Origin of the sequence: Halobaculum marinum (assembly GCF_029338555.1) — an archaeon.
Taxonomy (GTDB): Archaea; Halobacteriota; Halobacteria; order Halobacteriales; family Haloferacaceae; genus Halobaculum; species Halobaculum marinum.
Map to the genome: position 1 here is coordinate 234,463 of NZ_CP119989.1, position 25,307 is coordinate 259,769.

General features: G+C 69.9%; 26 protein-coding genes and 1 pseudogene. 13 read left to right on the forward strand and 14 right to left on the reverse strand.

Features of this window, described 5'->3' with window-relative positions; genetic code table 11:
• Positions 1-8: 8 nt before the first annotated feature.
• The 9 genes from argF to P0R32_RS01350 all read right to left on the reverse strand — a co-directional run bounded on the left by argF (position 9) and on the right by P0R32_RS01350 (position 9,462).
• Positions 9-944 carry an ornithine carbamoyltransferase gene (gene argF, locus P0R32_RS01310; RefSeq protein ID WP_276238121.1) on the reverse strand — a complete coding sequence of 312 codons (936 nt, stop codon included), beginning with the start codon at positions 942-944 and terminating at the stop codon, positions 9-11.
• Between the two features lie 125 nt (positions 945-1,069).
• The gene (locus P0R32_RS01315) at positions 1,070-2,158 is read right to left on the reverse strand and encodes a [LysW]-lysine hydrolase (RefSeq protein ID WP_276238122.1); all 1,089 of its coding nucleotides are present in this window, start codon (positions 2,156-2,158) and stop codon (positions 1,070-1,072) included.
• Complete coding sequence (locus P0R32_RS01320) at positions 2,158-3,321, reverse strand: aspartate aminotransferase family protein (RefSeq protein ID WP_276238124.1); 1,164 nt, start codon at positions 3,319-3,321, stop codon at positions 2,158-2,160. The genes P0R32_RS01315 and P0R32_RS01320 overlap by 1 nt, the downstream gene beginning before the upstream one ends.
• Positions 3,318-4,268: an acetylglutamate/acetylaminoadipate kinase gene (locus P0R32_RS01325; RefSeq protein ID WP_390219034.1), complete on the reverse strand. Its 951-nt coding sequence runs from the start codon at positions 4,266-4,268 to the stop codon at positions 3,318-3,320. The genes P0R32_RS01320 and P0R32_RS01325 overlap by 4 nt, the downstream gene beginning before the upstream one ends.
• The gene (gene argC / locus P0R32_RS01330) at positions 4,265-5,314 is read right to left on the reverse strand and encodes an N-acetyl-gamma-glutamyl-phosphate reductase (protein WP_276238125.1); all 1,050 of its coding nucleotides are present in this window, start codon (positions 5,312-5,314) and stop codon (positions 4,265-4,267) included. Before argC ends, P0R32_RS01325 begins: the two co-directional genes overlap by 4 nt.
• The gene (lysX, locus tag P0R32_RS01335) at positions 5,311-6,186 is read right to left on the reverse strand and encodes a lysine biosynthesis protein LysX (protein WP_276238126.1); all 876 of its coding nucleotides are present in this window, start codon (positions 6,184-6,186) and stop codon (positions 5,311-5,313) included. The genes argC and lysX overlap by 4 nt, the downstream gene beginning before the upstream one ends.
• A 1-nt stretch (position 6,187) precedes the next feature.
• Complete coding sequence (gene lysW, locus P0R32_RS01340; protein ID WP_222917369.1) at positions 6,188-6,358, reverse strand: lysine biosynthesis protein LysW; 171 nt, start codon at positions 6,356-6,358, stop codon at positions 6,188-6,190.
• 335 nt (positions 6,359-6,693) lie between these two features.
• Complete coding sequence (argH, locus tag P0R32_RS01345) at positions 6,694-8,190, reverse strand: argininosuccinate lyase (RefSeq protein ID WP_276238127.1); 1,497 nt, start codon at positions 8,188-8,190, stop codon at positions 6,694-6,696.
• Positions 8,191-8,193: 3 nt separating this feature from the next.
• A complete protein-coding gene (locus P0R32_RS01350) occupies positions 8,194-9,462 on the reverse strand; it encodes an argininosuccinate synthase (RefSeq protein WP_276238128.1) in 1,269 nt (422 codons plus the stop codon).
• 439 nt (positions 9,463-9,901) lie between these two features.
• Between P0R32_RS01350 and hemC the strand changes: the two are divergent.
• The 5 genes and pseudogenes from hemC to hemL form a co-directional block, all read left to right on the forward strand.
• A pseudogene (gene hemC / locus P0R32_RS01355) lies at positions 9,902-11,035 on the forward strand (hydroxymethylbilane synthase); the annotation flags it as partial.
• 285 nt (positions 11,036-11,320) lie between these two features.
• Positions 11,321-12,160, forward strand: coding sequence for a uroporphyrinogen-III C-methyltransferase (gene cobA, locus P0R32_RS01360; protein WP_276238129.1), 840 nt, complete (start codon positions 11,321-11,323; stop codon positions 12,158-12,160).
• Complete coding sequence (locus tag P0R32_RS01365) at positions 12,161-12,922, forward strand: uroporphyrinogen-III synthase (protein ID WP_276238130.1); 762 nt, start codon at positions 12,161-12,163, stop codon at positions 12,920-12,922.
• Positions 12,923-13,335: 413 nt separating this feature from the next.
• Entirely contained in the window at positions 13,336-14,967 is a 1,632-nt protein-coding gene (locus P0R32_RS01370; protein WP_276239438.1) for an ammonium transporter, read from the forward strand.
• Between the two features lie 332 nt (positions 14,968-15,299).
• On the forward strand, positions 15,300-16,643 hold the full coding sequence (hemL, locus tag P0R32_RS01375; RefSeq protein ID WP_276238131.1) for a glutamate-1-semialdehyde 2,1-aminomutase: 1,344 nt from the start codon (positions 15,300-15,302) through the stop codon (positions 16,641-16,643).
• 14 nt (positions 16,644-16,657) lie between these two features.
• On the opposite strand, the gene P0R32_RS01380 is transcribed toward hemL, so the two are convergent.
• From P0R32_RS01380 to P0R32_RS01390, 3 genes are all read right to left on the reverse strand, one after another.
• Positions 16,658-16,972, reverse strand: coding sequence for a MazG nucleotide pyrophosphohydrolase domain-containing protein (locus P0R32_RS01380; RefSeq protein ID WP_276238133.1), 315 nt, complete (start codon positions 16,970-16,972; stop codon positions 16,658-16,660).
• Positions 16,973-17,034: 62 nt separating this feature from the next.
• Entirely contained in the window at positions 17,035-17,742 is a 708-nt protein-coding gene (locus tag P0R32_RS01385) for a DUF8052 family protein (RefSeq protein WP_276238134.1), read from the reverse strand.
• Positions 17,743-18,120 carry a cupin domain-containing protein gene (locus P0R32_RS01390; RefSeq protein WP_276238136.1) on the reverse strand — a complete coding sequence of 126 codons (378 nt, stop codon included), beginning with the start codon at positions 18,118-18,120 and terminating at the stop codon, positions 17,743-17,745.
• Positions 18,121-18,242: 122 nt separating this feature from the next.
• On the opposite strand from P0R32_RS01390, the gene P0R32_RS01395 reads away from it, so the two are divergent.
• Together P0R32_RS01395 and P0R32_RS01400 are read left to right on the forward strand one after the other, a co-directional pair.
• Positions 18,243-18,452: a DUF8007 family protein gene (locus tag P0R32_RS01395; RefSeq protein WP_276238137.1), complete on the forward strand. Its 210-nt coding sequence runs from the start codon at positions 18,243-18,245 to the stop codon at positions 18,450-18,452.
• A 97-nt stretch (positions 18,453-18,549) separates the two neighbouring features.
• The gene (locus P0R32_RS01400) at positions 18,550-19,263 is read left to right on the forward strand and encodes a DUF5828 family protein (RefSeq protein ID WP_276238138.1); all 714 of its coding nucleotides are present in this window, start codon (positions 18,550-18,552) and stop codon (positions 19,261-19,263) included.
• A gap of 164 nt (positions 19,264-19,427) precedes the next feature.
• On the opposite strand, the gene P0R32_RS01405 is transcribed toward P0R32_RS01400, so the two are convergent.
• Positions 19,428-19,832 (reverse strand): VOC family protein, encoded by a 405-nt coding sequence (locus P0R32_RS01405; RefSeq protein WP_276238139.1) that lies wholly within the window; start codon positions 19,830-19,832, stop codon positions 19,428-19,430.
• Between the two features lie 57 nt (positions 19,833-19,889).
• Here P0R32_RS01405 and P0R32_RS01410 point away from each other — a divergent pair, with 57 nt between their 5' ends.
• The 5 genes from P0R32_RS01410 to P0R32_RS01430 all read left to right on the forward strand — a co-directional run bounded on the left by P0R32_RS01410 (position 19,890) and on the right by P0R32_RS01430 (position 22,731).
• Entirely contained in the window at positions 19,890-20,150 is a 261-nt protein-coding gene (locus P0R32_RS01410; protein WP_276238140.1) for a DUF8001 family protein, read from the forward strand.
• A 105-nt stretch (positions 20,151-20,255) separates the two neighbouring features.
• Positions 20,256-20,630, forward strand: a complete 375-nt coding sequence (locus P0R32_RS01415; protein ID WP_276238141.1) for a helix-turn-helix domain-containing protein — start codon at positions 20,256-20,258, stop codon at positions 20,628-20,630.
• 198 nt (positions 20,631-20,828) lie between these two features.
• A complete protein-coding gene (thrC, locus tag P0R32_RS01420) occupies positions 20,829-22,091 on the forward strand; it encodes a threonine synthase (protein ID WP_276238142.1) in 1,263 nt (420 codons plus the stop codon).
• Positions 22,092-22,162: 71 nt separating this feature from the next.
• Positions 22,163-22,333 (forward strand): hypothetical protein, encoded by a 171-nt coding sequence (locus P0R32_RS01425; protein ID WP_276238143.1) that lies wholly within the window; start codon positions 22,163-22,165, stop codon positions 22,331-22,333.
• 131 nt (positions 22,334-22,464) lie between these two features.
• On the forward strand, positions 22,465-22,731 hold the full coding sequence (locus P0R32_RS01430; RefSeq protein ID WP_276238144.1) for a hypothetical protein: 267 nt from the start codon (positions 22,465-22,467) through the stop codon (positions 22,729-22,731).
• A 104-nt stretch (positions 22,732-22,835) separates the two neighbouring features.
• On the opposite strand, the gene serA is transcribed toward P0R32_RS01430, so the two are convergent.
• Positions 22,836-24,434 (reverse strand): phosphoglycerate dehydrogenase, encoded by a 1,599-nt coding sequence (gene serA / locus P0R32_RS01435; RefSeq protein ID WP_276238145.1) that lies wholly within the window; start codon positions 24,432-24,434, stop codon positions 22,836-22,838.
• A 200-nt stretch (positions 24,435-24,634) separates the two neighbouring features.
• On the opposite strand from serA, the gene serB reads away from it, so the two are divergent.
• A complete protein-coding gene (gene serB / locus P0R32_RS01440; RefSeq protein ID WP_276238146.1) occupies positions 24,635-25,297 on the forward strand; it encodes a phosphoserine phosphatase SerB in 663 nt (220 codons plus the stop codon).
• The last annotated feature ends 10 nt before the right edge of the window (positions 25,298-25,307 follow it).

The window sequence follows — 25,307 nt, forward strand, 5'->3', positions numbered from 1 at the left end:
GCGGGCAACTACTCCAGCATCTCCACCAGCAGCCCCTTCTGCGCGTGCATCCGGTTCTCAGCCTGCTCCCACACGAGCGAGCGGTCCGACTCCAGGACCGCCTCGGTCACCTCCTCGCCGCGGTGGGCGGGCAGACAGTGCATGAACGCGGCGTCGGTGTCGGCGAGCAACTCCTCGTTCACCTGGTAGCCGTCGAAGTCTGGCAGTTTCACCTCGCGGCGGTCCTCCTCGCCCATGCTCACCCAGACGTCCGTGTAGACGACGTCCGCGTCGGCGACGGCCTCCTCGGGCGTGTCGGCGACCGTCGGTTCGGTGCCCAACTCCGCACAGCGGTCGTACACGTCGTCGCCGAGGCCGTAGCCGTCTGGCGTGGCGACGGTGAGGTCGAGGCCCGCGAGGGCGGCGCCGACGGCGAACGAGCGCCCGACGTTGTTGCCGTCGCCGACCCACGCGGCCTGCACCTCCGAGAGGTCGCCTACCTCCTCGTGGATGGTGAGCAGGTCCGCGAGCGTCTGGCACGGGTGGGCGTCGTCGGTGAGCCCGTTGATCACGGGCACGTCGGCGTACTCCGCGAGGATCTGGGCGTTCTCGTGGGCAAACGTGCGCACCATGATGGCGTCGGCGTAGCCCGCGAGCGCGCGGGCGGTGTCGCGCAGGGGTTCGCCGTGGCCCAGTTGGATCGCGTCGGGGCCGAGGAACATCGCGTGGCCGCCGAGTTGGGTCATCCCCGTCTCGAAACTCGCGCGCGTCCTGGTCGACGGCTTCTCGAACAGCATCGCGAGGGTCGTCCGCGGCAACTGCGTGAGGTCCTTGCCCGCCTTCAGGTCGGAGGCGCGCGCGAGGACCGTCGCGAGTTGGTCGGCGCTCAAGTCGTCGATGTCGAGGAAGTCGCTCGGGAACGAGTCGCCGTCGTCGGTCGGTGTCGAGGTCGTGTTGGTGCTCATGCGTCGGGGTCTGTGTGTCGTGGGTGGTCGGTGCGGTCGGTGCGGGCGGTGTCGTGTGGTCGTGTGAGCGAGCGGGAGAACGGGGCGGGCGACGGTCGGTGCCGCCGAGGCCGCCGTGGGGTAGGTTACTCGTCGGTCAATCGTCGACCGGCGTCGACGAGCACGTCGACCGCGCGGTCGAACTCCTTGAGGGGGAGTCGTTCGTCGGGCGCGTGGTCCAGCGAGGAGTCGCCGGGACCGTACGTCGCCATCGGCACGTCCCACGCGCCGGCGAAGATGTTCACGTCGGCGGTGCCGGTCTTGCGGAGCAGGCGCGGTTCGCCGCCCGTCCGGCGGATACCGCCGCGGATGGCCGTCGCCACGGGGTCGCGGGGGCTCCCCATCGCCGGTTGGATCGAGTCGTTCCAGTGGACCGTCCCCGCCTCCAACTCCGCGTCGGCGCGTTCGCGCACGTCCTCCGGCGTCAGCGACGGCGGCACGCGGAACTGCACGTCCATCGTCGCCTCCATCGAGAGGCCGTCCTCGGAGAGGCCGCCGTCGACCGAGACGGGCTTGGTCGTCACCTGCTCGAAGACGGGTTCGTAGTCGTCGTGCGGGAACGCCTCCTCGACGCGCTGCCACCAGTGCATCGCGTGTTCGACGGCGTTGGCGTCGGGCCGTGAGGTGTGCCCCGACTCGCTCGTCGCGACGTACGTCCCCGACAGCAGTCCCCGGTAGCCGAGCGTCACGGCGTCCCAGCCTGACGGCTCGCCGTTGATCACCGCGCCGGGCGCCTCGCGCGTCTCGACGAGGTGGCGCGCGCCGCGGGAGTCGGTCTCCTCGCGGACGACGCCGACGAACGAGACGCCCGTCTCGACGGCCGCGACGGCCATCGCGGCGAGCGATCCCGTCGCGTCGACGCTGCCGCGACCCCACAGCACGGGGCCGTCGGCGTCCAGTTCCTCGTCGCCGTCGGCGATGTCCACCGGCACGTCGCCGGGGACGGTGTCGACGTGGGAGGTGAGCAGGACCGCGTCGTCGCCGGGCGCGTGGACGTTGCCGACCTCGTCGGTGTACGCCTCGCGGCCGTGCGACTCGAAGTACTCGACGAGCACCGCTGCCGCCGCCTCCTCCTGGCCCGAGACGGAGGGCGTCGACACGAGGTCGTACAGCAGTTGCCGGCCCTCGGTGTCGAGCGCGTCGGTCGGCTCCATCGGGTTCGGGACGACCAACATCACAACACCTCGACGAGCGCGTCGACGACCTCGCGGGCGTGCTCCTCGTTCACCACGAGCGGCGGGAGCAGGCGGACGACGGAGCGACCCGCCGGCAGCGCGAGGATCTGGTGGTTCAACGCGAGGTCGCGCAGGTAGCGGTTCGCCCCGCGCTTGACCTCGACGCCGATCATCAGGCCTTCGCCGCGCACGTCGCGCACGGGGAGGTCGTGCGCCTCGACGGCCTCCTCCAGTTGTGTGGTGAGGTAGTCGCCGACTTTCGCCGCGTTGCCGGGGACGTCCTCGGCGACCAGTTCCTCCAGCGTCGCGTTCGCGGCGGCAGCGACGACCGGGTTGCCCGAGAACGTCGACCCGTGGCTGGCGGCGCCGTCGGCGATCCAGTCGGCACACAGCGTCGCGCCCAGCGGGAGGCCGGAGGCGACGCCCTTCGCCGTCGTGAGGATGTCGGGAGCGACCCCAGCGCCCTCGCAGGCCCAGATGTCGCCCGTGCGACCGAGTCCCGTCTGGATCTCGTCGAACACGAGCGCCGCGCCCGCGTCGTCCGTCAGGTCGCGCGCGGACTGCAGGTACTCGGAGTCGGCGGGGTTGATGCCGCCCTCGCCCTGGACGGGTTCGAGGAACACCGCGGCTGTCTCGTCGTCGACCGCCTCCGCGAGCGCCTCCGTGTCGCCGTAGTCGACGAACTCGACGCCGCCGGCGACGGGTTCGAACGGGGCGCGGTACTTCTTCTTCCAGGTCATCGCGAGCGCGCCGAGCGTGCGACCGTGGAAGCCGCGTTTCGTGGCGACGATCTTCTCGCGCCCGGTCGCCGAGCGCGCGAACTTCAGTGCCGCCTCGTTCGCCTCGGTGCCGGAGTTGCACAGCCACACCTTCGAGATGTCGGCGGGCGCGATGGCGCCGAGGCGTTCGTACAACTCGGTGCGGGCGGCGTTCGGGTACGACGCCTGCACGTACAGCAGGTCTGCGGCCTGTTCCTGCACCGCGTCGACGACGGCGGGCGGGCAGTGCCCCAGCGGCGTGCAGGCGTAACTCGCGCCGAAGTCGAGGTACTCGGTGCCGTCCTCGGCGGTGAGGTGCACGCCCTCACCCGATTCGATTGGGATCGGCTTCTCGGAGAAGACGAACCCCTCACCGGCGTCCGACAGGTCCTCGAAGACGCTCATCCGTCCACCTTCGCGTCGGCGGCGTCGGTGTCGGCCAGTTCGTCGACCTCGTCGACGACGGCCGAGCGCTCGATGCGCGTCCCCGTGCCGTCGAGCGCCGCGACGATGGGGTCGCGGACGTTCGCGTCGGCGACGGTCACCGCCGCGGCGCCCGATTCGAGCGCCTCGGTTGCGGCCATCACCTTCCGGGTCATGAACCCCTCGGCGGCGTCGGTGAGCGCGTCGTACTCCGCGCTCGTCGCGACCGACTCGATGAGCGTGTCGGGGTCGTCCGGGTCCGCGTACACGCCGGAGACGTCCGTCAGGATCACCAGTTCTGCGCCGAGCGCGCCCGCGACCGCCGCGGCAGCGCGGTCGGCGTCCGTGTTGACCGGCGTCCCCTCGCTCTCGGACTCCATCCCGAACATGGGCGGCGAGACGACGGGCGTGTAGCCGTCCGCGAGCAGCGTGTCGAGCAGGCCGTCGTTGACCTGCTTGGGCGTGCCGGAGTGGTCGCCGCGCTTGATCTTCTTCTTCCCGTCTTCGACGACGCGGACGGCGGACTTGCGCGGGCCGGTGAGCAGGCCGCCGTCGACGCCGGAGAGGCCGACCGCGTCGACGCCGGCGTTCTTCAGCGCGGTGACCAGGTCGGTGTTGACCTGGCCGGCCATCGCCATCGTGAACGCCGCCATCGTCTCCTCGTCGGTGAAGCGGCCGGTGACGCCCGAGGGCGTCTCGACGTACTCCGCCTCCTTCCCGAGGTCTGCGAGCAGGTCGTCGACGGCGGTGGAGCCGCCGTGGACGACGACCACGTCGCGCCCGTTGGCGACGAGGTGGGCCACGTCGCCGACCGCGCCCGCGGGGTCGACGGCGCGCGCACCGCCGAGCTTCACCACGACGGGCGGGCCGTCGCCGCCGTCGGACAGGATCTCGCCGTCGGCGACCGCGGCGGCGCCGGGCCAGCTCACGGCGCCCCCACGGGGTGGAGCCCCTGGAACTCCAAGCCGGCGGTCTCGTCGAGCCCGAGCGCGACGTTGGCGGCGTGGACCGCCTGCCCCGCCGCGCCCTTCATCACGTTGTCGATGGCCGAGAACGCGACGACGCGGCCGTTGCTCGGGTCGAGTTCGAAGCCGACCTCGGCGTAGTTCGTCCCGGCCACGGCCTTCGGCTCGGGGTAGCGGTACACGCCGCCGCCGCCCGCGACGAGGCGGACGAACGGCTCGTCGTCGTACGCCTCGCGGTACGCGCCCCACAGGTCGCCCGTGGTGACGCGCTCGCTCGGGAAGGCGTGACACGTCGCCGCGGCGCCGCGGGTCATGTCCACCGCGTGGACAGTGAACGCCAGCGAGAGGCCCAACTCCTGCTGAATCTCGGCCTCGTGGCGGTGGCCCGTCGGTGCGTACGGACGGACGACACCCGAGCGCTCGGGGTGGCTGGAGGCCGCCCCGCCGCCGGCACCGCCCTCCGAGGAACCGACCTTGAGGTCGGCGACGACGCGGTCGTCGGGCGTGATGACGCCCGAGTCGACGAGCGGCTTGAGCGCCAGCATCGTCGCCGTCGCGTTGCAGCCGCCGGAGGCGATGAGGTCCGCTCCTTCCAGCTTCTCGCGCCCCAACTCGGGGAGCGCGTAGGCTGCGTCGGCGATGTGCTCGGGCGCCGTGTGCCCGTCGTACCACTCGTCGTAGGCGGCCTCGTCGTTCAGACGGAAGTCCGCCGAGAGGTCGACCACGGTGCCCGCGGCGTCGCGGAACGTGTCGATGTGCTCCATCGAGACGCCGTGGGGCGTCGACGCGAACAGCGCGTCAACGGAGTCCAGGTCCTCCGGCGAGGAGAAGCGCAGGTCGACCCCGCGCAGGTTCGGGTGGACGTAGCCGAGCGTCTTGTTCTCGTACTCGCGGCTCGTCGCTTGGACGAGGTCGAAGTTCGGATGCCTGGTGAGCAGACGGCACAGTTCGCCGCCCGCGAAGCCGGACGCGCCGACGACCGAGGCGGTGAGGGTCTGTCCCTCGCTCATGCTGTCATCACGGCTTCGTCCGCCACCTCGGCTTTCAGTTCGAGCCAGTCGACGACCGCCGCGGGCACGTCGACCGCGCTCGCCTCGTTCAGCGCCTTGAACTCGACCGTGTGGTTCACCTCGTGGACGGTGTACTCGCCGTCGGCCGTCTCCATCAGGTCGACGCCGAGGAGGCCGCCGCCGACCGCGTCGCTGGCGGTCGCGACGAGGTCCTTCGCCTCCTCGTCGAGTGCGAAGTCTGCCGTCTCACCGCCCTTCGCGGCGTTAGTGAGCCAGTGGTCGGAGGAGCGCGTCATAGCGGCGACCGGTTCGCCGTCACACGCCAGCACGCGGATGTCGCGACCGGGCTTGTCGACGTACTCCTGCACGTAGAACACCTTGTGCTCGTAGTGGCCGAGGGTCGCCTTGTGCTCCAAGATGGCCTCGGCGGCGGTCTCGGAGTCGATCTTCGCCATCAGCCTGCCCCACGAGCCGACGACCGGCTTGATCACGCACGGGTAGCCGAAGTCCTCGATGGCCTCCATCGCGGCCTCCTTGGTGAACGCCACGGTGGTCGCCGGCGTGGGCACGCCCGCGTTCTCCAGCGCGAGGCTGTTCTTCACCTTGTCCGCGCAGACGGCTGCCGTCTCCGGTGCGTTGATCACCGGGACGCCGTACGCCGCGAGGAACCGCGTCGCGTACAGCGAACGGGAGGTGGCGAGACAGCGGTCGAGCACGAGGTCACAGTCGGCGACCTCGGCGGTCGTGCCGTCGAGGTCGAACCGCTGTTTGCGCACGTCGATCTTGACGACCTCGTGGCCGCGCTCGCGAAGCTCCGAGAGGAGGAGCTTCTCGTCCTTCCGGATCCGGGAGTAGAGCAGGCCGAGCTTCATCTCACTCCCCCCAGTCCTCTTCGAGCTCGGGTGCCCGATCGAGGACCGGCGGGGAGACGTCGACGACTTCCAACTCGGCACCGCACGTTTCACAGTCGACGATCTCTCCGACCTCCAGGTCGTCGTGCAGGGCGACCGTGCCACCGCACTCGACGCATTCGGATTCGGTCATGATGTACTCCACAGTACCCCAGTAGAAGACTTTAATCCGTCGATATTGTCACCGAAAAATAAAGTCAGAAGCGTCGCTACCGGGCGAACGCGGGCAGTTCGGCGCGGATCTCGAATCCGATGTTCGAAATCTGAGTAGTGTGGGCCCCGAGGGGGGCCGGCGGGGCCACCGCCGCCGGCGGGCGCGGGTGCGGGGCGGTGGCCTCGACCGGACGCGGCGACGGTCGCGGTCGTCGCGGCAGTCGCGGGAGTCGGCCTCGCGACGGCGCCGTCGCTCGCGGTCGGGCGAGCGGTCGTCGTCGGAGGGTGTGTCCGGTCATGGTCGTTCGGTGGTGGTCAGACGTACTCGCTCACGGCGTCGGCCAGGTCCGCCTCGGCGGTCGCGAGCGCGTCGCGGCGCGCGGCGAGTGCGGCCTCGTGGTCGTCGTACGTCTCGGTCATGCGCGCGAGGGAGTCGGCCACGGCGTCGGGCGCCGGGCCGCCGCGCGACGCGCGGGAGGCGACGCTCCCGGCGGGGTTGAGCGCGGCGTCGATGGTCTCGCGGCTCACGTAGTCGTAGAGGGACTCCCCCAGTACCTCTTGTGTGGCCGTGTCAAGATTTGCGGCGAGCGTCTCCGGATCCGCGTCGTCGGGTGCCGTCGCGGCGGCCTCGGCGACCACCTCGTGGGCCGTGCGGAACGGGAGGCCCGCCGCCGCCAGCGCGTCGGCCACGCCGGTCGCCGTCGAGAACCCCGCCCCCGCGTCGGCGGCACACGCCTCCGCGTCCCAGTCGCCCGTCGCGACCGCGCCGGCGACGACCTCCGTCGCCTCGGTCGCGTCGTCGACGGCGTCCCACGCGTGCGGCGTCGCACGCTGCAGGTCGCGGTTGTACGCGCGCGGCAGCCCCTTCAGCGTCGTCAGCAGGCCCGTCAGGTCGCCGGACACGTCGCCCGCGACGGCGCGAGCGAGTTCGAGCGTGTCCGGGTTCACCTTCTGGGGCATGATCGACGACGTGGACGCGTAGTCGTCCGAGGGGTCGAAGTAGCCGTCCTTCGCGTGCTCGATGAGGTCCGTCGCGAGCCCCGACAGCGTCGCCGTCAGGTTCGCCAGCGCGGCGGTCCCCTCCACGAGGAAGTCGCGAGCGGAGGCGGCGTCCGTCGAGTTCTCGACGACGCCGTCGAAGCCGAGCAGGGCGGCGGTGCGCTCGCGGTCCACGTCGAAGGTGGTGCCACCGAACGCCGCACCGCCGAGCGGCGACACGTTCGTCGTGTCGAATGCCGCCAGCAGGCGCGCGGTGTCGCGCTCGACGGCGCCTGCGTACGACGACAGGAAGTGTCCCACGGTCACCGGCTGGGCGTACTGCCGGTGGGTGAACCCCGGCAGCACCGTGTCGGCGTGCTCGGCCGCAGCGTCGAGGAGTGCCTCGCGGAGCGCCAGCGTCGCCTCGGCGGCCGCCAGCAGGTCCTCGCGGTAGCGGTAGCGGATGCAGGCGGCCACCTCGTCGTTGCGCGAGCGGGCCGTGTGCATCTTCCCGCCCACGGGGCCGACGTCGGCGACGACCGCCGACTCGATGGCCTCGTGGACGTCCTCCCCGTCGGGGAGCGCACCGTGGCCGGCGCTCTCGACGGTGTCGAGCCCAGCCAGAATCTCGCCGGCCTCGTCGTCGCCGACGATGTCCTGCTCCGCGAGCATCACCGTGTGCGCGCGGTCGACCGCGAGGTCGGCGGCGAAGATGCGCTCGTCGGCCGCGAGGCTCGACATGAACCCGCGTGCGGGGCCACCCGCGAAGCGGTCGCGGCGGACCACGGTCTCGGCCGCGTCGTCGCCGTCGTGCGCGTCTTCGCCGTCACTCATCGATTACTCCTCCGCGACCTCGCCGCCGTCGGCCTTCAGCTTCTCGCCCTCCTCGTCTTCCTCGTCGGTCTCGCTGGACTCCTTGACGCCCGCGAGGACCTCGTTGGCGAGGCGCTCCTGGAAGCCGTGGTACTTCGCGACGCCCGTCGCGTCGGCCTGCTCGATGCCGTCGACGGTCTCGGTGTTGAACGACGCCGCCGACTCGGAGTAGACGCCGTACTCGGAGTCACGGGCGACGGGGCGGCACTGGCCGCCCTGCAGTTTGACCGTCACCGTGCCGGTGACCTTCTCCTGCCCGGCGTCGAGGTACCCCTCCAGCGAGGTCATCAGCGGATTGTCGACGAGCCCCTTGTACCCCTGCTGGGCCCACTGGTCGTCGATCTGCTGTTTGAAGTCGCGCTCGGACTTCGTGAACACGAGCTGTTCGAGCGCCTCGTGTGCGGTGAGGAGGACGGTCGCCGCGGGGTGCTCGTAGTTCTCGCGCACCTTCAGGCCGAGCATGCGGTCCTCCATCATGTCCGTGCGGCCGACGCCGTACGCGCCCGCGAGGTCGTTCAGTTCCTCGATGAGGTCGACGGGGTCCATCGCCTCGCCGTTCAGGCCGACCGGGTGGCCGCCCTCGAACTCGACGTCGACGAGTTCCTCGCCCTCGACCTCGCCGGGCGTGGTCGTCCAGTCGTAGATGTCCTCCGGCGGGACGTACGTCGGGTCTTCGAGGTCGTCGCCCTCGACCGAACGCGACCAGAGGTTCGTGTCGATACTCCAGGCGCCCTCGTTGCCGCTCTCGACGGGCAGGTCCTTCTCGTCGGCGTACTCGATCTCCCACTCGCGGGTGAGGCCGAGTTCGCGCACGGGCGCGATGACCTCCTTGTCGGAGGCGCGCCACACCGTCTCGAAGCGGAGTTGGTCGTTCCCCTTCCCCGTGCAGCCGTGGGCGAGGGCGTCGCAGTCGTGCTCCTCGGCGACGCCCAGAATCGCCTCGGCGATCACCGGGCGCGCGAGCGCCGTGCCGAGCGGGTAGCCCTGATAGGTGGCGTTCGCGCGGACGGAGTCCATACACAGCTCCGCGAACTCTTCCTTGGCGTCGACGACGTAGTGTTCGAGGTCGAGCGCCTCGGCGGTCTCCTCGGCCTCGTCGAACTCCTCGGACGGCTGGCCGACGTCGACGGTGACGCCGACGACCTCGTCGTAGCCGTACTCCTCTTCGAGGAGCGGGACGCACACTGTGGTGTCGAGTCCGCCGCTGAATGCGAGCGCAACGCGTTTTGTCATACCTGCTTCTGAAACGTGGATACCCATAAATTCGGCGTTTGTAAGTTGTGAAATTTAATCGCGGACTGCACGCTACCCGGACGAAGCGCGAGCGAGACGGACCGACGAGAGTGATGTTGGTTGGGCCTAGCGGCCCGGTCGTCGCGGCGCGGAGACTCGGCTCCGGGCCGCGATACCTCGGACGCGTCGCTCGAAGGAGGAGCGAACGTGAGCGACGGCGTCAGCTGTCACAGGTACTTGTTCCCGGTCCATCGGTAAAAACGATACTGGTCCGGCGAGGGTTGCGTTCGCTCGTGTGACACGTCCGTGGCGGCGGCGGAGTCGGCGGCGGAGGCACAGGTGGTTGTGGAGAGTGAGGCCGCGTCGTCCGCCGTGTGTGTCGGTCGCGCGCCGTTTGCGAAGCGAACCCGTTTTCCCCGGCGGCACCGGAGTTCGGAGCATGACAACCGGGACGCTGCGGCTCGCCACCCGCGGCTCCGACCTCGCGCTCCGACAGGCCGCCGGCGTACGGGAGGCGCTCTCCTCGCGCCGACGCGACGTGGAGGTGGTCGAGGTGGAGACGCGCGGCGACCGACTCGACGACGAACTGATCACCAGACTGGGGCGGACCGGCGCGTTCGTCCGCGCGCTCGACGAACGCGTGCTCGCGGGCGAGGTGGACGTCGCGGTCCACTCGCTGAAGGACATGCCCACCGAGATGCCCGACGACCTCGTCGTCGCCGCCGTCGGCGAACGCGCGCCCGCCGGTGACGTGCTCGTCACGCGCGAGGGCGGCGACCTCGCCGACCTGCCGCGCGGATCCGTCGTTGGCACCTCCTCGCTGCGCCGGAAGGCGCAGGTACTCGCCGAGCGCCCCGACCTCGAGGTGCGACCGCTGCGGGGCAACGTCGACACCCGCCTCCAGAAGCTCATCGCGCCCGACCTCCAGGCCGAGCACGAGCGCCGCGTCGAAGCCGAGGCCGACCGCAAGGGCCAGGCGGCGGACTTCAGGGAGGCCGACGCCGAGTTCGAGCGCACGGTCGAGGAGTGGTTCGACGACCTCTCGGAGTTCCAGCGCGCCGCGATGGAGCACGAACTCGACCACGAGTACGACGCCATCGTGCTCGCCGAAGCCGGCCTGCGCCGCTCGGACCTGTTCTACCGCGACGAGTACGAAGTCGAGCGCCTCGACCGCGCAGACCACGTGCCCGCGCCCGGACAGGGCGCCGTCGCCGTCACCGCCAGCGACCCCGACGTGATCGAGGTCGTCCGCAAGGCGCTGGACCACGAGCCGACGCGCGTCGCCACCAGCGTCGAGCGTACCGTGCTCGCGGAGTTGGGCGGCGGCTGTATCGCCCCCATCGGCGTGAACGCGCTCGTGCAGGGCGAGCACGTCAAAACCCGCGTCCGGGTGCTGTCGGCCGACGGCGACACCGAGGTGTCGGCGACGCGCGACCTCCCGCTTCGCACGTACCGCGAGGCCGCCGCCGAGTTCGCCGCGTCGCTGCGCGAGCAGGGCGCCGCCGAACTCATCAGCGCCGCCAAGCGCGCGGCGGACGCCGCGACCGCGGACGAGGACGACACCACCGACGACGCCGACATCACCGACGACGCCACCGCGGATGTCGACGCGATGGAGGAGGACACCGACACCACCGCAGACGACGCCGATACCAGCGACGACGACACCGCAGACGACGCCGATACCAGCGACGACGACACCGCAGACGACGCCGATACCAGCGACGACGACACCGCAGACGACGCCGACACCAGCGACGACGACACCGCAGACGACGCTGACACCAGCGACGACGACACCGCAGACGACGGCTGGCCGGAGGTCGGCTCCACAGACACGGAGGACACGGAGGAGTAGATGGCCGAGCACAGCGACACACCCGAGGAGGGCGGCTTCGTCTCGCTGGTCGGCTCCGGCCCCGGCGACCCGGAGCTGTTGACCGTGAAGGCAGCGCGCCTGCTGGAGGAGGCCGACGTGGTGCTCCACGACAAACTCCCGGGCCCGGAGATTCTCGGGTCCATCCCCGAGGACAAGCGCGAGGACGTCGGCAAGCGCGCCGGCGGCGAGCGCACGAGTCAGGAGTACACGAACGACCGCCTCGTCGAACTCGCTCGCGAGGGGAACCACGTCGTCCGGCTGAAGGGCGGCGACCCGTTCGTGTTCGGGCGCGGCGGCGAGGAGGCCGAACACCTCGCCGACCACGGAATCCCCTTCGAGGTCGTCCCCGGCGTTACCTCCCCCATCGCCGCCCCCGGCGTCGCGGGCATCCCGGTGACCCACCGCGACCACGCCTCCTCCGTCTCGTTCGTCACGGGCCACGAGGACCCGACGAAAGACGAGTCCGCCGTCGACTGGGGCGCGCTCGCCGACACCGGCGGCACCATCGTCGTCCTGATGGGCGTCGGCAAACTGCCGCTGTACACCGCGGAACTACTCGACGCTGGCATGGACCCCGCCACGCCCGTCGCGCTCGTCGAGCGCGGCACGTGGCCCGAGATGCGCGTCGCCACCGGCACCCTCGCGGACATCGTCGACGTCCGCGACGAGGCCGAGATTGAACCGCCCGCCATCACCGTCATCGGCGAAGTCGCCGGCGGCCGCGAGCGCGTCGTCGAGTTCCTCCGCGGTCGCGGCGACGCGAGTGCGACCGCCGAGGCGACCGCTGACGCGACCACCGACGACGGAGGTGCCGAGTAGATGACCGACCGTCCCCGGGTGGCGGTGTTCCGCCCCGACGACGAGCGCCTGACCGCCGCCGTCGAGACGCTCGACGAGTTGGGCGTCGAAGCGGTCCCCGACCCGATGCTGGCAGTCGAACCGACCGGCGCGGTGCCGGACCCGGCCGACTGGCTCGTGTTCACCTCGAAGACGGGCGTGGAGTTGGCCGCCGAGGCCGGGTGGTCGCCCACGGACAGTCGTCCCGACGACGCCGGAACCCGCCCCGCACTGGCGTGTATCGGTCCCTCGACCGCCGACGCCGCCAGAGCCGCCGGCTGGACGGTCGACCTGATCCCCGACGAGTACTCCTCGACCGGACTGGTCGCCGCGTTCGACGCGGTCGGCGTCGACGGCGTCGGCATCGAAGTCGCGCGCTCGGACCACGGCAGTCCGGTGCTCTTGGAAGGACTTCGCGACGCGGGCGCGCGTGTGAACGAGACCGTCCTGTACGAGTTGGTCCGACCCGCGGGCAGCGGCGCGTCCACCGAGGCCGCCGCCGCCGGCGACCTCGCTGGCGCGTGTTTCACCTCCTCGCTGACCGTCGACCACTTCCTCGACGCCGCCGCCGAGCGGGACGTCCGCGAAGCGGCGGTCGCCGGCCTCAACGACGCCGTCGTCGGCTGTATCGGCCACCCGACGCGCGAAACCGCCGAGGAGCGCGGCGTCGCCGTCGACGTGGTGCCCGCGGAGGCGACGTTCCGAACGCTCGCCGAGGCGGTCGTCGCCGAGCTGGACGTCTGATCGCCGCCGACACGAGCGCTGCTCGATCCGCTCGAACGATCTGGACGGATCTGTCGCGATCGGCGAGCGCGTGCGAGCGATCTTCGCCGATCTGACGCGAAATCGCCTTAATATACCAGTGGCCTTACACTACAGCCGTCAACTTCTCGTGCAACACTTGCCGAGCGTGCGACGCTGTTACAACCTTATATGACCTATATTCACCTGAAGATTCGACACCCGTCAGAATATTCACTTCATAATCCACGTTTGTCAACTCGAGGGTTTATGTAGTTCCAAATCGGCCTGACTCGCGTGCAGATGTGCGAAAACGACACGGAATATTCGGCATCGATGAACGAACGCGGAACCAGTGAGGTGGAGGCGTGAGTCTCCTGCAGGTCGACCCCGCCGTGCTGGCGGAGGGCGTCAACATGCTGTGGGTGCTCGTAGTCACCTTCCTCATCTTCTTCATGCACGCCGGCTTCGCGATGCTGGAGGCCGGGCAGGTGCGCTCGAAGAACGTGGCGAACCAGTTGACGAAGAACCTGCTCACGTGGAGTGTAGGCGTGACGGCGTTCTTCCTCGTCGGCGCGGGCGTCTCCGCGTTAACCGGCGGGCTCACCGGCGGCGGTGGCTACTCCATCGCCGAGGCGTTCGGCGTACTGACGACTGAGAACTCCGCCGACTGGGTCGGCTGGCTCTTCGGTGCGGTGTTCGCCATGACGGCGGCGACCATCGTCTCCGGGGCTGTCGCGGGGCGCATGAAGCTCCGCGCGTACGTGACCTACACCATCCTGCTCGCGGCAGTCATCTACCCGGTCGTCACCGGCCTGACGTGGGCGGGTGGCTTCCTGGCGAACTTCGGCTTCTCCGACTTCGCGGGCGGCATGATCGTCCACGGGATGGGCGGCATCGCCGGCCTCACGGCGGCGTACATCGTCGGCCCGCGCATCGGGCGCTACAACGACGACGGGTCGGTGAACGTCATCCCCGGCCACTCGCTGACGTTCGCGGTGCTGGGCACGCTCGTGCTCGCGTTCGGTTGGTACGGCTTCAACGTCGGTACCGCCGCCTCGGTGTTCGCCGTCGAGAACGGTGAACTGACGCTCGGCGCGTTCTCCTACGTGGGTCGCGTCGCTCTGACCACCACCCTGGGCATGGCCGCCGGCGCCATCGGCGCGGGCCTGCTCTCGGTGTACAAGACCGGCAAGGTCGACACGCTGTACGTCGCCAACGGCCTGCTCGCGGGCCTCGTCGGCATCACCTCGAACACGGACGCCATCATCTGGCCCGGCGCCATCGTCATCGGCCTGCTGGCCGGTGCGCAGTTGCCCATCGTGTTCGAGTTCGTCGAGAAGCGCCTCAAGATCGACGACGTGTGTGCGGTGTTCCCCGTCCACGGCTCGGCGGGTGTGCTGGGCGCGGTCCTGCTCCCGTTCTTCGCGGTTGACGGGTTCACCGTGAGCGCGCTCGTCTCGCAGGTCGTCGGCGTCGCCGTCATCGCCGCCTGGACCATCGGCGCGACCGCTCTCGTGTTCGGCGTCATCAAGGCGCTCGGTGAGATTCGCGTCACCCGCGACCACGAGCTCGAAGGCCTCGACTCCTCCGAGCACGGCGTCGACACGTACCCCGAGTTCGGTCGCCCCGACACCGCCGCCGACGGCGGCTTCGTCGAGCGCGACGGCATCGTCCGCCCCGACGGCGGCGTCGCCAACGACGGCGGCATCAAGATGGTGACGGCGTTCATCCGTCCCGACAAGCTCTCGTCGGTCAAGCAGGCGCTGGCAGAGGTCGGCGCCCCCTCGCTGACCGTGACGAACGTCTCCGGTCGCGGCAGCCAGCCCGCCAAGAAGGGCCAGTGGCGCGGCGAGGAGTACACCGTCGACCTCCACCAGAAGGTGAAGCTCGAGTGCGTCGTCGCCGACATCCCGGCTGAGGACGTCGCGGAGGCCATCCGTGACGCCGCCAGCACCGGCGAGAAGGGCGACGGGAAGGTGTTCATCATGCCCGTCGAACAGGCGTACCAGATCCGCACCGGCGAGACGGGGCGCCCCGCGGTCTGAGGCCCCACGTCTCGCTCGCGACGCATCGACAGCCGACCACCCGGACACCCGCTCCGTAGCCGGCACGGACGCGGCCGACGGGGGCAGCGCACAGGAGGATCCCACTGGTACTGGTGTTCACCTCCGTGCGACCGCCACCGTGCCACGTTCCGTGTCACCGCCCCCGCGGCCGCCGTAGCCGTCTGCCGGGTGACGTGTCCGGCCACAGCCGCGACGGGCCGCCAGCCCGTCGCGACAGTCACCCGCTTTCTGTCAAGCACCCGTATCGACAGCAACGGCGCCCGCGCCGCGACCCAGTAACGCCTTTGCGGGGGACGTGCGAAGGCCCGCGCATGAACCACGACCGTTCGCGCGAACTGTACGACCGCGCCCTCTCAGTGCTGGCCGGCGGGGTCAACTCCTCGGTGCGCGCGACGCGCCCGTACCCGTTCGTCATCGAGCGCGGCGACGGCGCGCACGTCATCGACGCCGACGGCAACCGCTACCTCGACTACGTGATGGGGTACGGCCCCCTCCTGTACGGCCACGACGCCCCCGACGCCGTCCAGTCGGCCGTCCAGCGCCACACCAGCCAGGGGCCGATGTACGGCGGCCCGACCGAAATCGAAGTCGAACACGCCGAGTTCGTCGCGCGCCACGTCCCCTCCGTCGAGATGCTCCGCTTCGTCAACTCCGGCACCGAGGCGACCGTCTCGGCGGTCCGACTCGCCCGCGCGTACACCGGGCGCGACAAGATCGTCATCATGCAGGGCGGCTACCACGGCGCCCAGGAGTCGACGCTGGTCGACGCTGGCGACGACCCGTACCACACCCACCCCTCCTCACCGGGCATCCCCGACTCCTTCGCCGAGCACACCATCGCCGTCCCGTTCAACGACGAGGCCGCCGTCGAGGCGGTGTTCGAGGAGCACGGCGACGACATCGCGGCGGTGATGACCGAACCGATCCTCGCGAACTACGGCATCGTCCAACCGGTCGACGGCTACCACGAGACGCTGCGGGACCTGTGCGACGCCAACGGCTCGCTGTTGATCTTCGACGAGGTGATCACCGGCTTCCGCGTCGGCGGCCTCCAGTGTGCCCAGGGGAAGTTCGGCATCACGCCCGACCTCACCACCTTCGGCAAGATCATCGGTGGGGGCTTCCCGGTCGGCGCCATCGGCGGGAAAGCGGAGATTGTCGAGCACTTCACGCCCGCCGGCGACGTGTTCCAGTCGGGCACCTTCTCGGGGCACCCGGTGACGATGGCCGCCGGCCACGAGTACCTGAAGTACGCCGCCGAGAACGACGTGTACGACCACGTGAACGCCCTCGGCGACGAACTGCGCTCGGGCATCCAGGACATCTGCGAAGACCAAGCGCCCGAGTACACCGTCGTCGGCACCGACTCCATGTTCAAGACGGTGTTCACGCGCGAGGCGCCCGAGACGTTCGAGGGCCACTGCGAGGGCGGGTGTTCACAGCGGGAGTCGTGCCCCCGCTTCGACCTGTGTCCGAAGACCGGCGCCGACACCGCTGCGGCCTCGACCGAGCGCTGGGAGCGCGTGTTCTGGCAGGAGATGAAAGAGCGCGGGATCTGGCTCACCGCGAACCAGTTCGAGTCGCAGTTCGTCTCCTACGCCCACACCGAGGCGGACATCGAGGAGACGCTGGAGGCGTACAAAGAGGCGCTGTAGAGCGGTCCGGCGGTCTACGACTCGTCCGGCCGAGATCCCGGATCGTCGCGCGCGTCGATCCGCGTCTCGTACTTCTCGATGGCCTCGTCGAGCGCCTCGTCGGCGTCAACGTCCAGCGAGTTACACAGCGACAGCAGCGAGAACAGCGCGTCGCCGAGTTCGTCCGTCTTCACGGCGAGGTCGTCGGGGCGTTCGCCGTAGGCGGTCGACTTGGCGGCGTCGCCGGCGATTTCGCCGACCTCGCTGGCCAGATCGAGCGCCTGGTACGCGGGACCCCCACCGAGGTCGTGACGGTCGAAGAACTCCGTGACGCGGTCTTGTGCGTCCATGCGCGCCACGAGTCGACCGGGTGACAAAAACGCACTCGTTCCGCCACGAGCGCGGGCGACGACTACCCGCGGAGTTTCCCGAGGATCCGCGAGACGAGTCCCTGCTGGCCCCGCCGTTCGGGCACGTCGTCCCACAGCGCGAACGCGGCGACGACGTCGGCCTCGCGGCTGGCGACCGCGCGCTCGTCGTCGGGGGCGACGACGCCCAGGTTGATCTCGTAGTGGCCGTAGTAGCCGTACTTCAGCAGTTCGCGCTCGCGAAAGTCGACGACGAACTCGCGCACGTCGTCGGGAATCTCCTCGGCGACGAGCACGAACGAGAAGTCCGTCCCGTAGTGCTCCTCGTCGCCCTCGACCCACTCGTCGGCGAGGTCGTGGGCCACCTCGACGAGTCGCTCCAACTCGCCGACCGTCGGGCGGGCGACGCGGCGGGCGAACAGGTGCTCGTTGCTGTGGTGGTTCGCGTAGTCGAGCGAGGGGTGGAAGAACTCCTTCTGGGAGGCGATCTGCATGCTCCCGAACAGGTCGAACGACTCGCCGCCCACGCGGTAGTCGCGTTCGAGGTCGTAGTTGAACATGAGCCGGTCGCTGACGCGGTCGAGGTACTCGTCGTCCCAGACGGGGACGTCCTCGTAGGCCGCGCCGTCGACGATGCGGCCCTGCGCGTCGGTCCGGAACTCGTCGCCGTCGTCGCCGGTCTCGGCGGCGGACGCCGGGTCCGCACCGCCGCCCGGCCCGTGTGACGGGTCCGCCTCGTCCTCGCCCGGCATCTACTCCTCCGGGTCGTACGCCACGGCGTCGCCGGAGACGGCTGGTGCACCGAGCGCGAGCGTCGTCACCGGGCCGTCGGCGTCCTCGGGATTGTGCGCCAACTGCGGGCTCCCCGGCGTGACGGCGAACAGCGATCCCTCGTGCACTTCGAACGTCTCCTCGGGCGTCTCGACGTGGAGCGTCCCCTCGACGACGTAGAACAGTTCCTCCTGCTCCTCGTGGTAGTGGTACGCCAGCGGAATCTCCTCGCCCGGCTCCGCGCGGAACCAGTTGGCCGCCAACTCCTCGAAGCCTGCGACCTCGGCGATCCGTCGAAGCTCACACGGCCGATCCGGCACCTCGTCCAGGTCCTCGGGGTTCACGACGTGGTATCCCATACCTCGCGGGATGGGCACGGGCATGAAAAGCGCGTCGTCCGCGGCGTGCTGGCGGTGTTCGGACGGGACGCGGGGAGCCGGTCGATTTATCATCGTCGTCCACCCATGTGGACACAGCTACCATGGGACTCGGTGATCGAGAGGCGTGCGGGCGCTGTTCGATGACGACGGTCGTCGACGCGACTGCCGACGGCGACCGCGACCCGTACGGCGACGAGCGCATCGAACTCGAGGACGACGACCTCCGGCGGGTGTCCCCGAGCGCGTGGCTCGGCGGCGTCGTCTCGACGCTTGACGACATCGCGACGCGGTTTACCTACGGCGGTCGTTGAGGCGGTGTTCGCTCCCCTGACGGACGGTCGTCGGACAGATGCCCGACGCCGGGAGAGACGCTTATACCGCTCCGGGTCGTAGCCGGGGCTCAACCGCATGGAAGAGAGCATCTCCGGATTCAAGATGCGTGGGGGCTGGGGCGACGCCGTCGAACACGGCGAACGCATCACTCGGGCCCTCCACGAGAGCGGCGTGCCGGAGGACAACCGAGACGCGTTCGAGGCGTGGGACGAGTGGCGACCGAAGGCGCACGAGCGCCTCGGCGAGGACGTCGACGCGAAGACGGCCGAGCAGGCCAGCGTCGCCGAGGGGAAAGGCGAGCAGGAGGGGAAGACGCCCGAGGAGGACCTCCAGACCGCCGGAGAGAAGCTCTCGGAGTCGTACGAGCGCGTCGAGAACGGCGACAGCGACGGCGCGCTGGACTCCTGGAAGGACTCCATCGACCACGTCGCCCGCGCCGCCGACTCCGCCGGTCGCAAGGCGGTCCGCAAGTTCGAGCACACCGTCTACCGGAAGGTGATGACCCAGCTCGCGCCGTACTACTTCGACAACGAACTGGTGTCGGCGAACATCCAGAAGTCCACGCGCGGAGAGGGCGGCCCCGAGTTCGTCTTCGAGGTGAACGTGAACGACGACGCGCTCAAGTCGGAGGTGTCCAAGCGACTCGCCGACTACGAGGACGCGATCGACCGCTGGCACGTCGACACCCCGAAGGCGGTCGAGTCGGCGGAGGCCGCCGAGGGGGCCGAGCCGCCGCCGAAGACGGTCGAGGACGGCACCGAGGGACAGTCGAATCCCACGACGAACTGAGCCCACTTCGTCGGGCGATACCGTCGTCGTGGGAGTCGAAGAACCCGACGACGAACTGAGCCCACTTCGTCGGGCGATACCGTCGTCGTGGGAGTCGAAGAACCCGACGACGAACTGAGCCCACTTCGTCGGGCGATTCTCTTGATCTGTGATGCGGCCCGCGATCACTCGTCCGTGACCGGCTCTTTCAACTCCACGCGGTAGCCGAAGGGGTCGCGGACGTACACCGCGCCCGCCTCGCCGGTCGCGCCGAGCGGACTGTCGAGTTCCTGTTCCACGTCGATGCCGGCGTCGCCGAGTTCTGTACGGACCGTCTCCACGTCCTCCTCGACGACGAGCGCGACGTGGTCGTAGTTGGTCGCCGTCGGCGGGTCGAAGTCGTCGGTCGGCCACAGGTGGATCACGTGCTCGGGCGCGAGGCGCACGTCGAAGAACGGCTTCTCGCCGGCCTCGAAGCGGTCGACGCCCTCCAACGAGAGGCCGAGGCCGTCGGCGTAGAACGCGCGGGCGTCGGCGAGGCCGTCGGCGGGGATGCGGAGGTTCACGTGGTCGATAGTGCGGACGTTCACGGCGGATCTGGTGTCGCGGAGGCAAGAAAGATAACGGCGGGTCCCAGATGGCAGTGCATGCAACCGCTGGAGGTCGACGCCGGCGAACTCACCACCGCGGAGATCATCGACGCCCTCCGCGAGGGCCGTCGGGTCGTCGTCACGGCCGACCTGTTCGGCAGCGAGCGGAAACTGACGCTGCGCCACGACGGGGAGACGTTCTACTGCGACACGCCCACCAGACTCCACAAACACGAGGCGGAGGAGGACATGGTGCTGTGCATCGAGCGCATGGGGTACTCGCGCGACGACGAGGCGGACGCGGACGACGAGGAGTGACCGCGGACGCGGTGGTACGCGCCGCCGCGTCGCCGCCGGGCGGTGACCGTCCGGATGCCGCGACCGCGGGGCTTTATTCGCGGCGACGCCGACGTTCGAGACGAGATGAGTGAGCCGCCGGATATGGAGGACCTGATCCACACGCAGGACCCGACCTTCGGCCACGTGATGGCCTGTGTGTTCGGGATCCAAGAACACGAGAGCCGGACGTACCTCCGCCTCCTCGAGAACCCGGGCAGCACCGTCGAGGAGTTGGCGGACGTGCTCGAGCGCGACCGGTCGAACGTGAACCGGTCGCTGACGACGCTGCTGGAGAAGGGGCTGGCCGAGCGCGAGCGACGGCTACTCGACCCCGGCGGCTACGTGTACCAGTACACCGCGACGCCGCTGCCGGAGGCGAAGGAACTGCTCCACGAGGCGCTCGACCAGTGGGCCGAGACGGTCCACGGCGTCATCGAGGACTTCGGCGGCGAGGAGTAGTCGGGTCGTTCGCGGACCGCTGCGCCGTTCTTCGAGACCTCCCTGCGGTCGGTCTCACGTTTTCGATGGGCGGAGCGGCACAAGACCGCTCCGCCGTCCGTCGAGGGCTCGCTTCGCTCGCCCTCGCACTGCTCGCTCTCGCTGGCACTACCCGCCCCGAACCACCCACTTTTACGCGGCGAGTCCGACCGACTCGCCATGAGCCTCTCTCTCGACGCGCCCGCGCAGGACGCGCCGGCGGTCGCCGACGACGGCGTCTGGCTGGAGTGTATCGCCTGCGAGGGGCAGTTCGCCCCGTTCGACGACGTCCGCTTCACCTGCGACGACTGCGACGGCCTCCTCGAAGTGCGCTACGCCGACCCGCCGACGTTCGACGACTTCTCCGGCGTGGGCGTGTGGCGATACGCCGCCGCACTCCCGTTCGAAGAGGGCGTCTCGCTCCCCGAGGGCCACACGCCCCTCCACGAGGTGCCGCGCCTCCGCGAGGACATCGGCGTCAACCGCCTCCGCGTGAAACACGAGGGGATGAACCCGACGGGGTCGTTCAAGGACCGCGGCATGACCGTCGGCGTCCGCGTCGCGGAGGAACTCGGCGTGGACCGGCTGGCGTGCGCCTCGACCGGGAACACCTCCGCTGCGCTCGCGGCGTACGGCGCCCGCGGCGGGATGGAGACGCTCGTGCTCCTCCCGGCGGGGAAGGTCGCCGCCGGCAAGGTCGCGCAGGCGGCGCTCCACGACGCCCGGATCCTCGAAGTCGACGGCAACTTCGACGACTGCCTCGACATCGTGCAGGATCTGGCGAACCGCGGCGAGGTGTACCTGCTCAACTCGCTGAACCCGTTCCGCCTGGAGGGCCAGAAGACGATCGGCTTCGAGATCCTCGAGGAGTTCCGCGACGACTACGGCCGCTTCCCCGACCGAATCGTCCTCCCCGTCGGCAACGCGGGCAACACCTCGGCGCTGTTCAAGGCGTTCCGCGAGTTGGTCGCCGCCGGCGAGATGGACGCCGACGAGGTGCCCGCCCTGACCGGCGTGCAGGCCGCCGGCGCCGCGCCGATGGTCGAGGCCATCGAGAACGGCGCCGACGAGGTGCGCCGCTGGGACGAGGTGGAGACGCGTGCGACGGCCATCCGCATCGGCAACCCAGTGAACGCGCCGAAGGCGCTCCCCGGCATCCGCCAGACCGGCGGCACCGCCGTCGCCGTCAGCGACGAGGCGATCACCGAGGCGCAACGCGACCTCGCTCGCGAGGGCGTCGGCGTCGAACCGGCCTCCGCGGCGTCCGTCGCGGGCCTGCGGAAACTGCGTGAACAGGGCGTCGTCGACGCCGACGAGGACGTGGTGTGTCTCACGACCGGCCACCTGCTGAAAGACCCCGACGCCGCCTACGAGGCCGGCGGCGACCCCGAACCCGTCGCGAACTCGACGGACGCGGTGCTGGAACACATCGGCGCTGAGTGAGGCGGCGACGCGAGTGGCGGGGGCGGCGACCGACCGAACGCTTCAGGTGCGGAGGTCGAGTGGTCGGTGTCGTGTCCGACCGCACCGACCGGCTCCTCGCCCTCCACGTCGTGGTACTCGCACTGTTGACGATCTCACAGACGACCACCGTCCCGCGGAACCAACTGCTGGGAACGATCGGCCTGCTCGTCGGGACACTCGCAGCCGTGTCCGCGGTCGTCGAGTTGATTCGAGCCAGCTGAGGCGCTCGGTTTCTGGGTCGACGAACCGGCCCACGGCTCCGACGACGCAGACGGATTACGCGCGGGCGTCACCCGATCGTCGCCCCTCCGTCCGACGAGGCTTTTTGCGCCTTCGGTCGGTACGTTGTCACATGGGGGATGAGCGCGCGGACCGCGGCAGCGGCAGCGACGGCGACGACGCCCGCGACGGGAGCGACGAGACGGCGCGCGAGGCGACGGTGACTCGCCTCAAACGGGAGAACGAGCGCCTCCGTGAACGCCTCGACGAACGACGCTCGGAGCGTGAGCAACTCGTCGACCACTACGAGACGCTGCTGGACGCGGCACGGCGTCGGGACGGCGACGACTCGGAGAGCGAGGCGTCCTCGCCGATCCAGCGGCTGTTCGACCGACTGTGACACTCGTCGGTCGGGCGTGGTCGGAACGGAGGTCGCCGAAACGCGGAGAAGTAGCGGTGGGATCCGAGCGGCGGTGAGATCCGGATCGAACTGTGCGTGGCGCCTCAGCGACCGTTGTCGGCGTCGTCGAGGACGATCTGGTTCACCGAGATGATCCGGTCGTCGTCGAGCAGGCGCCCGATGGCGTCGTCGGGCACCTCGTTGTCGAGGTTGTACACGGTGAGCGCCTCCCCGCCGATGGTCTCGCGACCGTTGAACATCCCCGCGATGTTGACGCCGGCGTCGCCGAGGACGCTCCCGATGAGGCCGATGACACCCGGTTCGTCACGGTTGCGCGCGACGAGCATCTGGCCGTACGGGCGGGCGTCGACGCGGTACCCGTCGATGCGGACGATGCGCGGGTCGTCGCCCGCGAACAGGGTGCCGCACACCGACAGCTCCGTGTCGCCGTCCTTCACGGTGACCGTGACGAGGCTCTGGAAGTCCTCGGCCTGGCGTGTCTTGCTCTCGGTCACCTCGATGCCGCGGTCCTTCGCCAGTTGCGGGGCGTTGACCGCGTTCACCTCGTACTCCAGCGGCGAGAACACGCCCTTGAGCGCGCTGGCGGTGACGAGGTCGACCTTCTCGGCGGCGATGTCGCCCTCGTAGTGGACCTCGACGCCTGAGATGCGCTCGCCCAGCAGTTGGGCGGCGATCTTGCCGGCGGTCTCGGCCACGTCGAGGTACGGCTCGATGCGCGGGAACGCCGACTCGTCGACCGACGGGGCGTTCAGGGCGTTGACGACCGGTTCGTCGGCGAACGCCGCGATCACCTGCTTGGCGGTGTCGACGGCGACGTTCTCCTGGGCGGCCTCGGTGCTGGCACCGAGGTGGGGCGTCGTGATGATCTCGTCGACGTCGAGCAGCGGCGAGTCGTCGGCCAGCGGTTCCTCGGCGAACACGTCGAGCGCGGCGCCGGCGACCGGCCCGTTCTCGACGGCCTCCGCGAGCGCCGGTTCGTCGACGATGCCGCCGCGTGCGCAGTTGACGAGGTAGGCGTCGCCCATCGTCTCCAGTTCCTCGGCGCCGATCATCCCCTCCGTCTCGGGGAGCAGCGGCGTGTGGATGGTGACGAAGTCCGCGCGGGCGAGGCAGTCGTCGAGGTCGTCGACGAGTTCGGCGCCGAACTGGGCGGCGCGCTCCTCGTTGATGTACGGGTCGTAGACGACCAGATCCATGCCCAGCGAGTCGAGACGCTTGGCGACCTCCTGCCCGACGCGCCCGAGGCCGACGATGCCGAGCGTCTTGTTGTTCACCTCGCGCCCGAGGTAGTCGCCCTTGGCCCACTCGCCGTCCTTGAGACGGCTGTGCGCCTGCGGGATGGAGCGCGCGACGGCGAACGTCATCGCGACGGTGTGTTCGGCGGCCGCGCGGACGTTCCCCTCGGGGGCGTTCGCGACGACGACGCCGTGGTCGGTCGCGGCCTCGATGTCGATGTTGTCGACGCCGATGCCCGCGCGCCCGACGATGACGAGCTCTGGCGCCGCCTCGAACACCTCGGCGGACACGTCCGTCCCGGAGCGGACGATCAGCGCGTTGGCGTCGGCGACGGCGTCGAGGAGCGCGTCGCCCTCCAGGTCGTACCCCGTCTCGACCTCGTGGCCGGCGTCTCGCAGCGTCTCGATCCCCGCGTCCGCGATGGGGTCCGTGACGAGTACCTTCATGCGCGACCGGAATCACGGCGCGTGGGTAAGGCTTTCCACGTCGGCGTAACCTGCCCACCAGAGCGATCCATATCACTGGATAGACAACCCCATCGTTTCGGGTGGAGATTCCACGGTCGTGCGTCATCAACGGACGAACACGTGATCGTGCCCCGACGCGAACCACAGGAGTTGAGACCGGGGGCCCCGAACGACCGAGCATGACGCGACTCGTGGCGTTCGACTTCGACGGAACGCTGTCGGACTCGGAGATGACCGTGCTGTTGGGCGAGCGGTGCGGCGTCGCCGACGAGATGGCCGACATCACCGCCCGGGCGATGAATGACGAACTCAGCTACGCCGAGAGCCTCCGGAAGCGCGCCGCCCTCCTCGAACACCTCGAAGAGGAGGAAGCGCAGATCGCGTGGGACCAGGTGGAACTGCGCGAGGGCGCCGCCCGGGTCATCGAGCGGCTGCGCGACCGTGGCCACTACGTCGCCATCTTCACCGGCGGCTTCGAGCGCGGCGTCGCCGCCGCGCTGGAGCAGGCGGGCGTCGAGGTCGACGAAATCGTCGCCAACCGCCTCCCGATCGAGGGCGGTCGCCTCACCGGTGGTGTGGAGGGGCCGCTCATCGAGGGGACGAAAGACGAGCAGTTGGAGCGCGTCGCCGACGAGCAGGGCGTCCCGATGACCCGCACCGTCGCCGTCGGCGACGGCGCTAACGACCTGCCGATGCTGGAAGTCGCCGGCCTCGCGGTCGGCTACGAGCCGAAGCCCGCTGTCGAACCGGCGTGCGACGTGGTCGTCGAGTCGATGTTCGACCTCGCAGACCTGTTCGAGAACGAAGGAATCCTCGTGCCGGACGTCCAGCACGAACGGTAACGACGCGGCG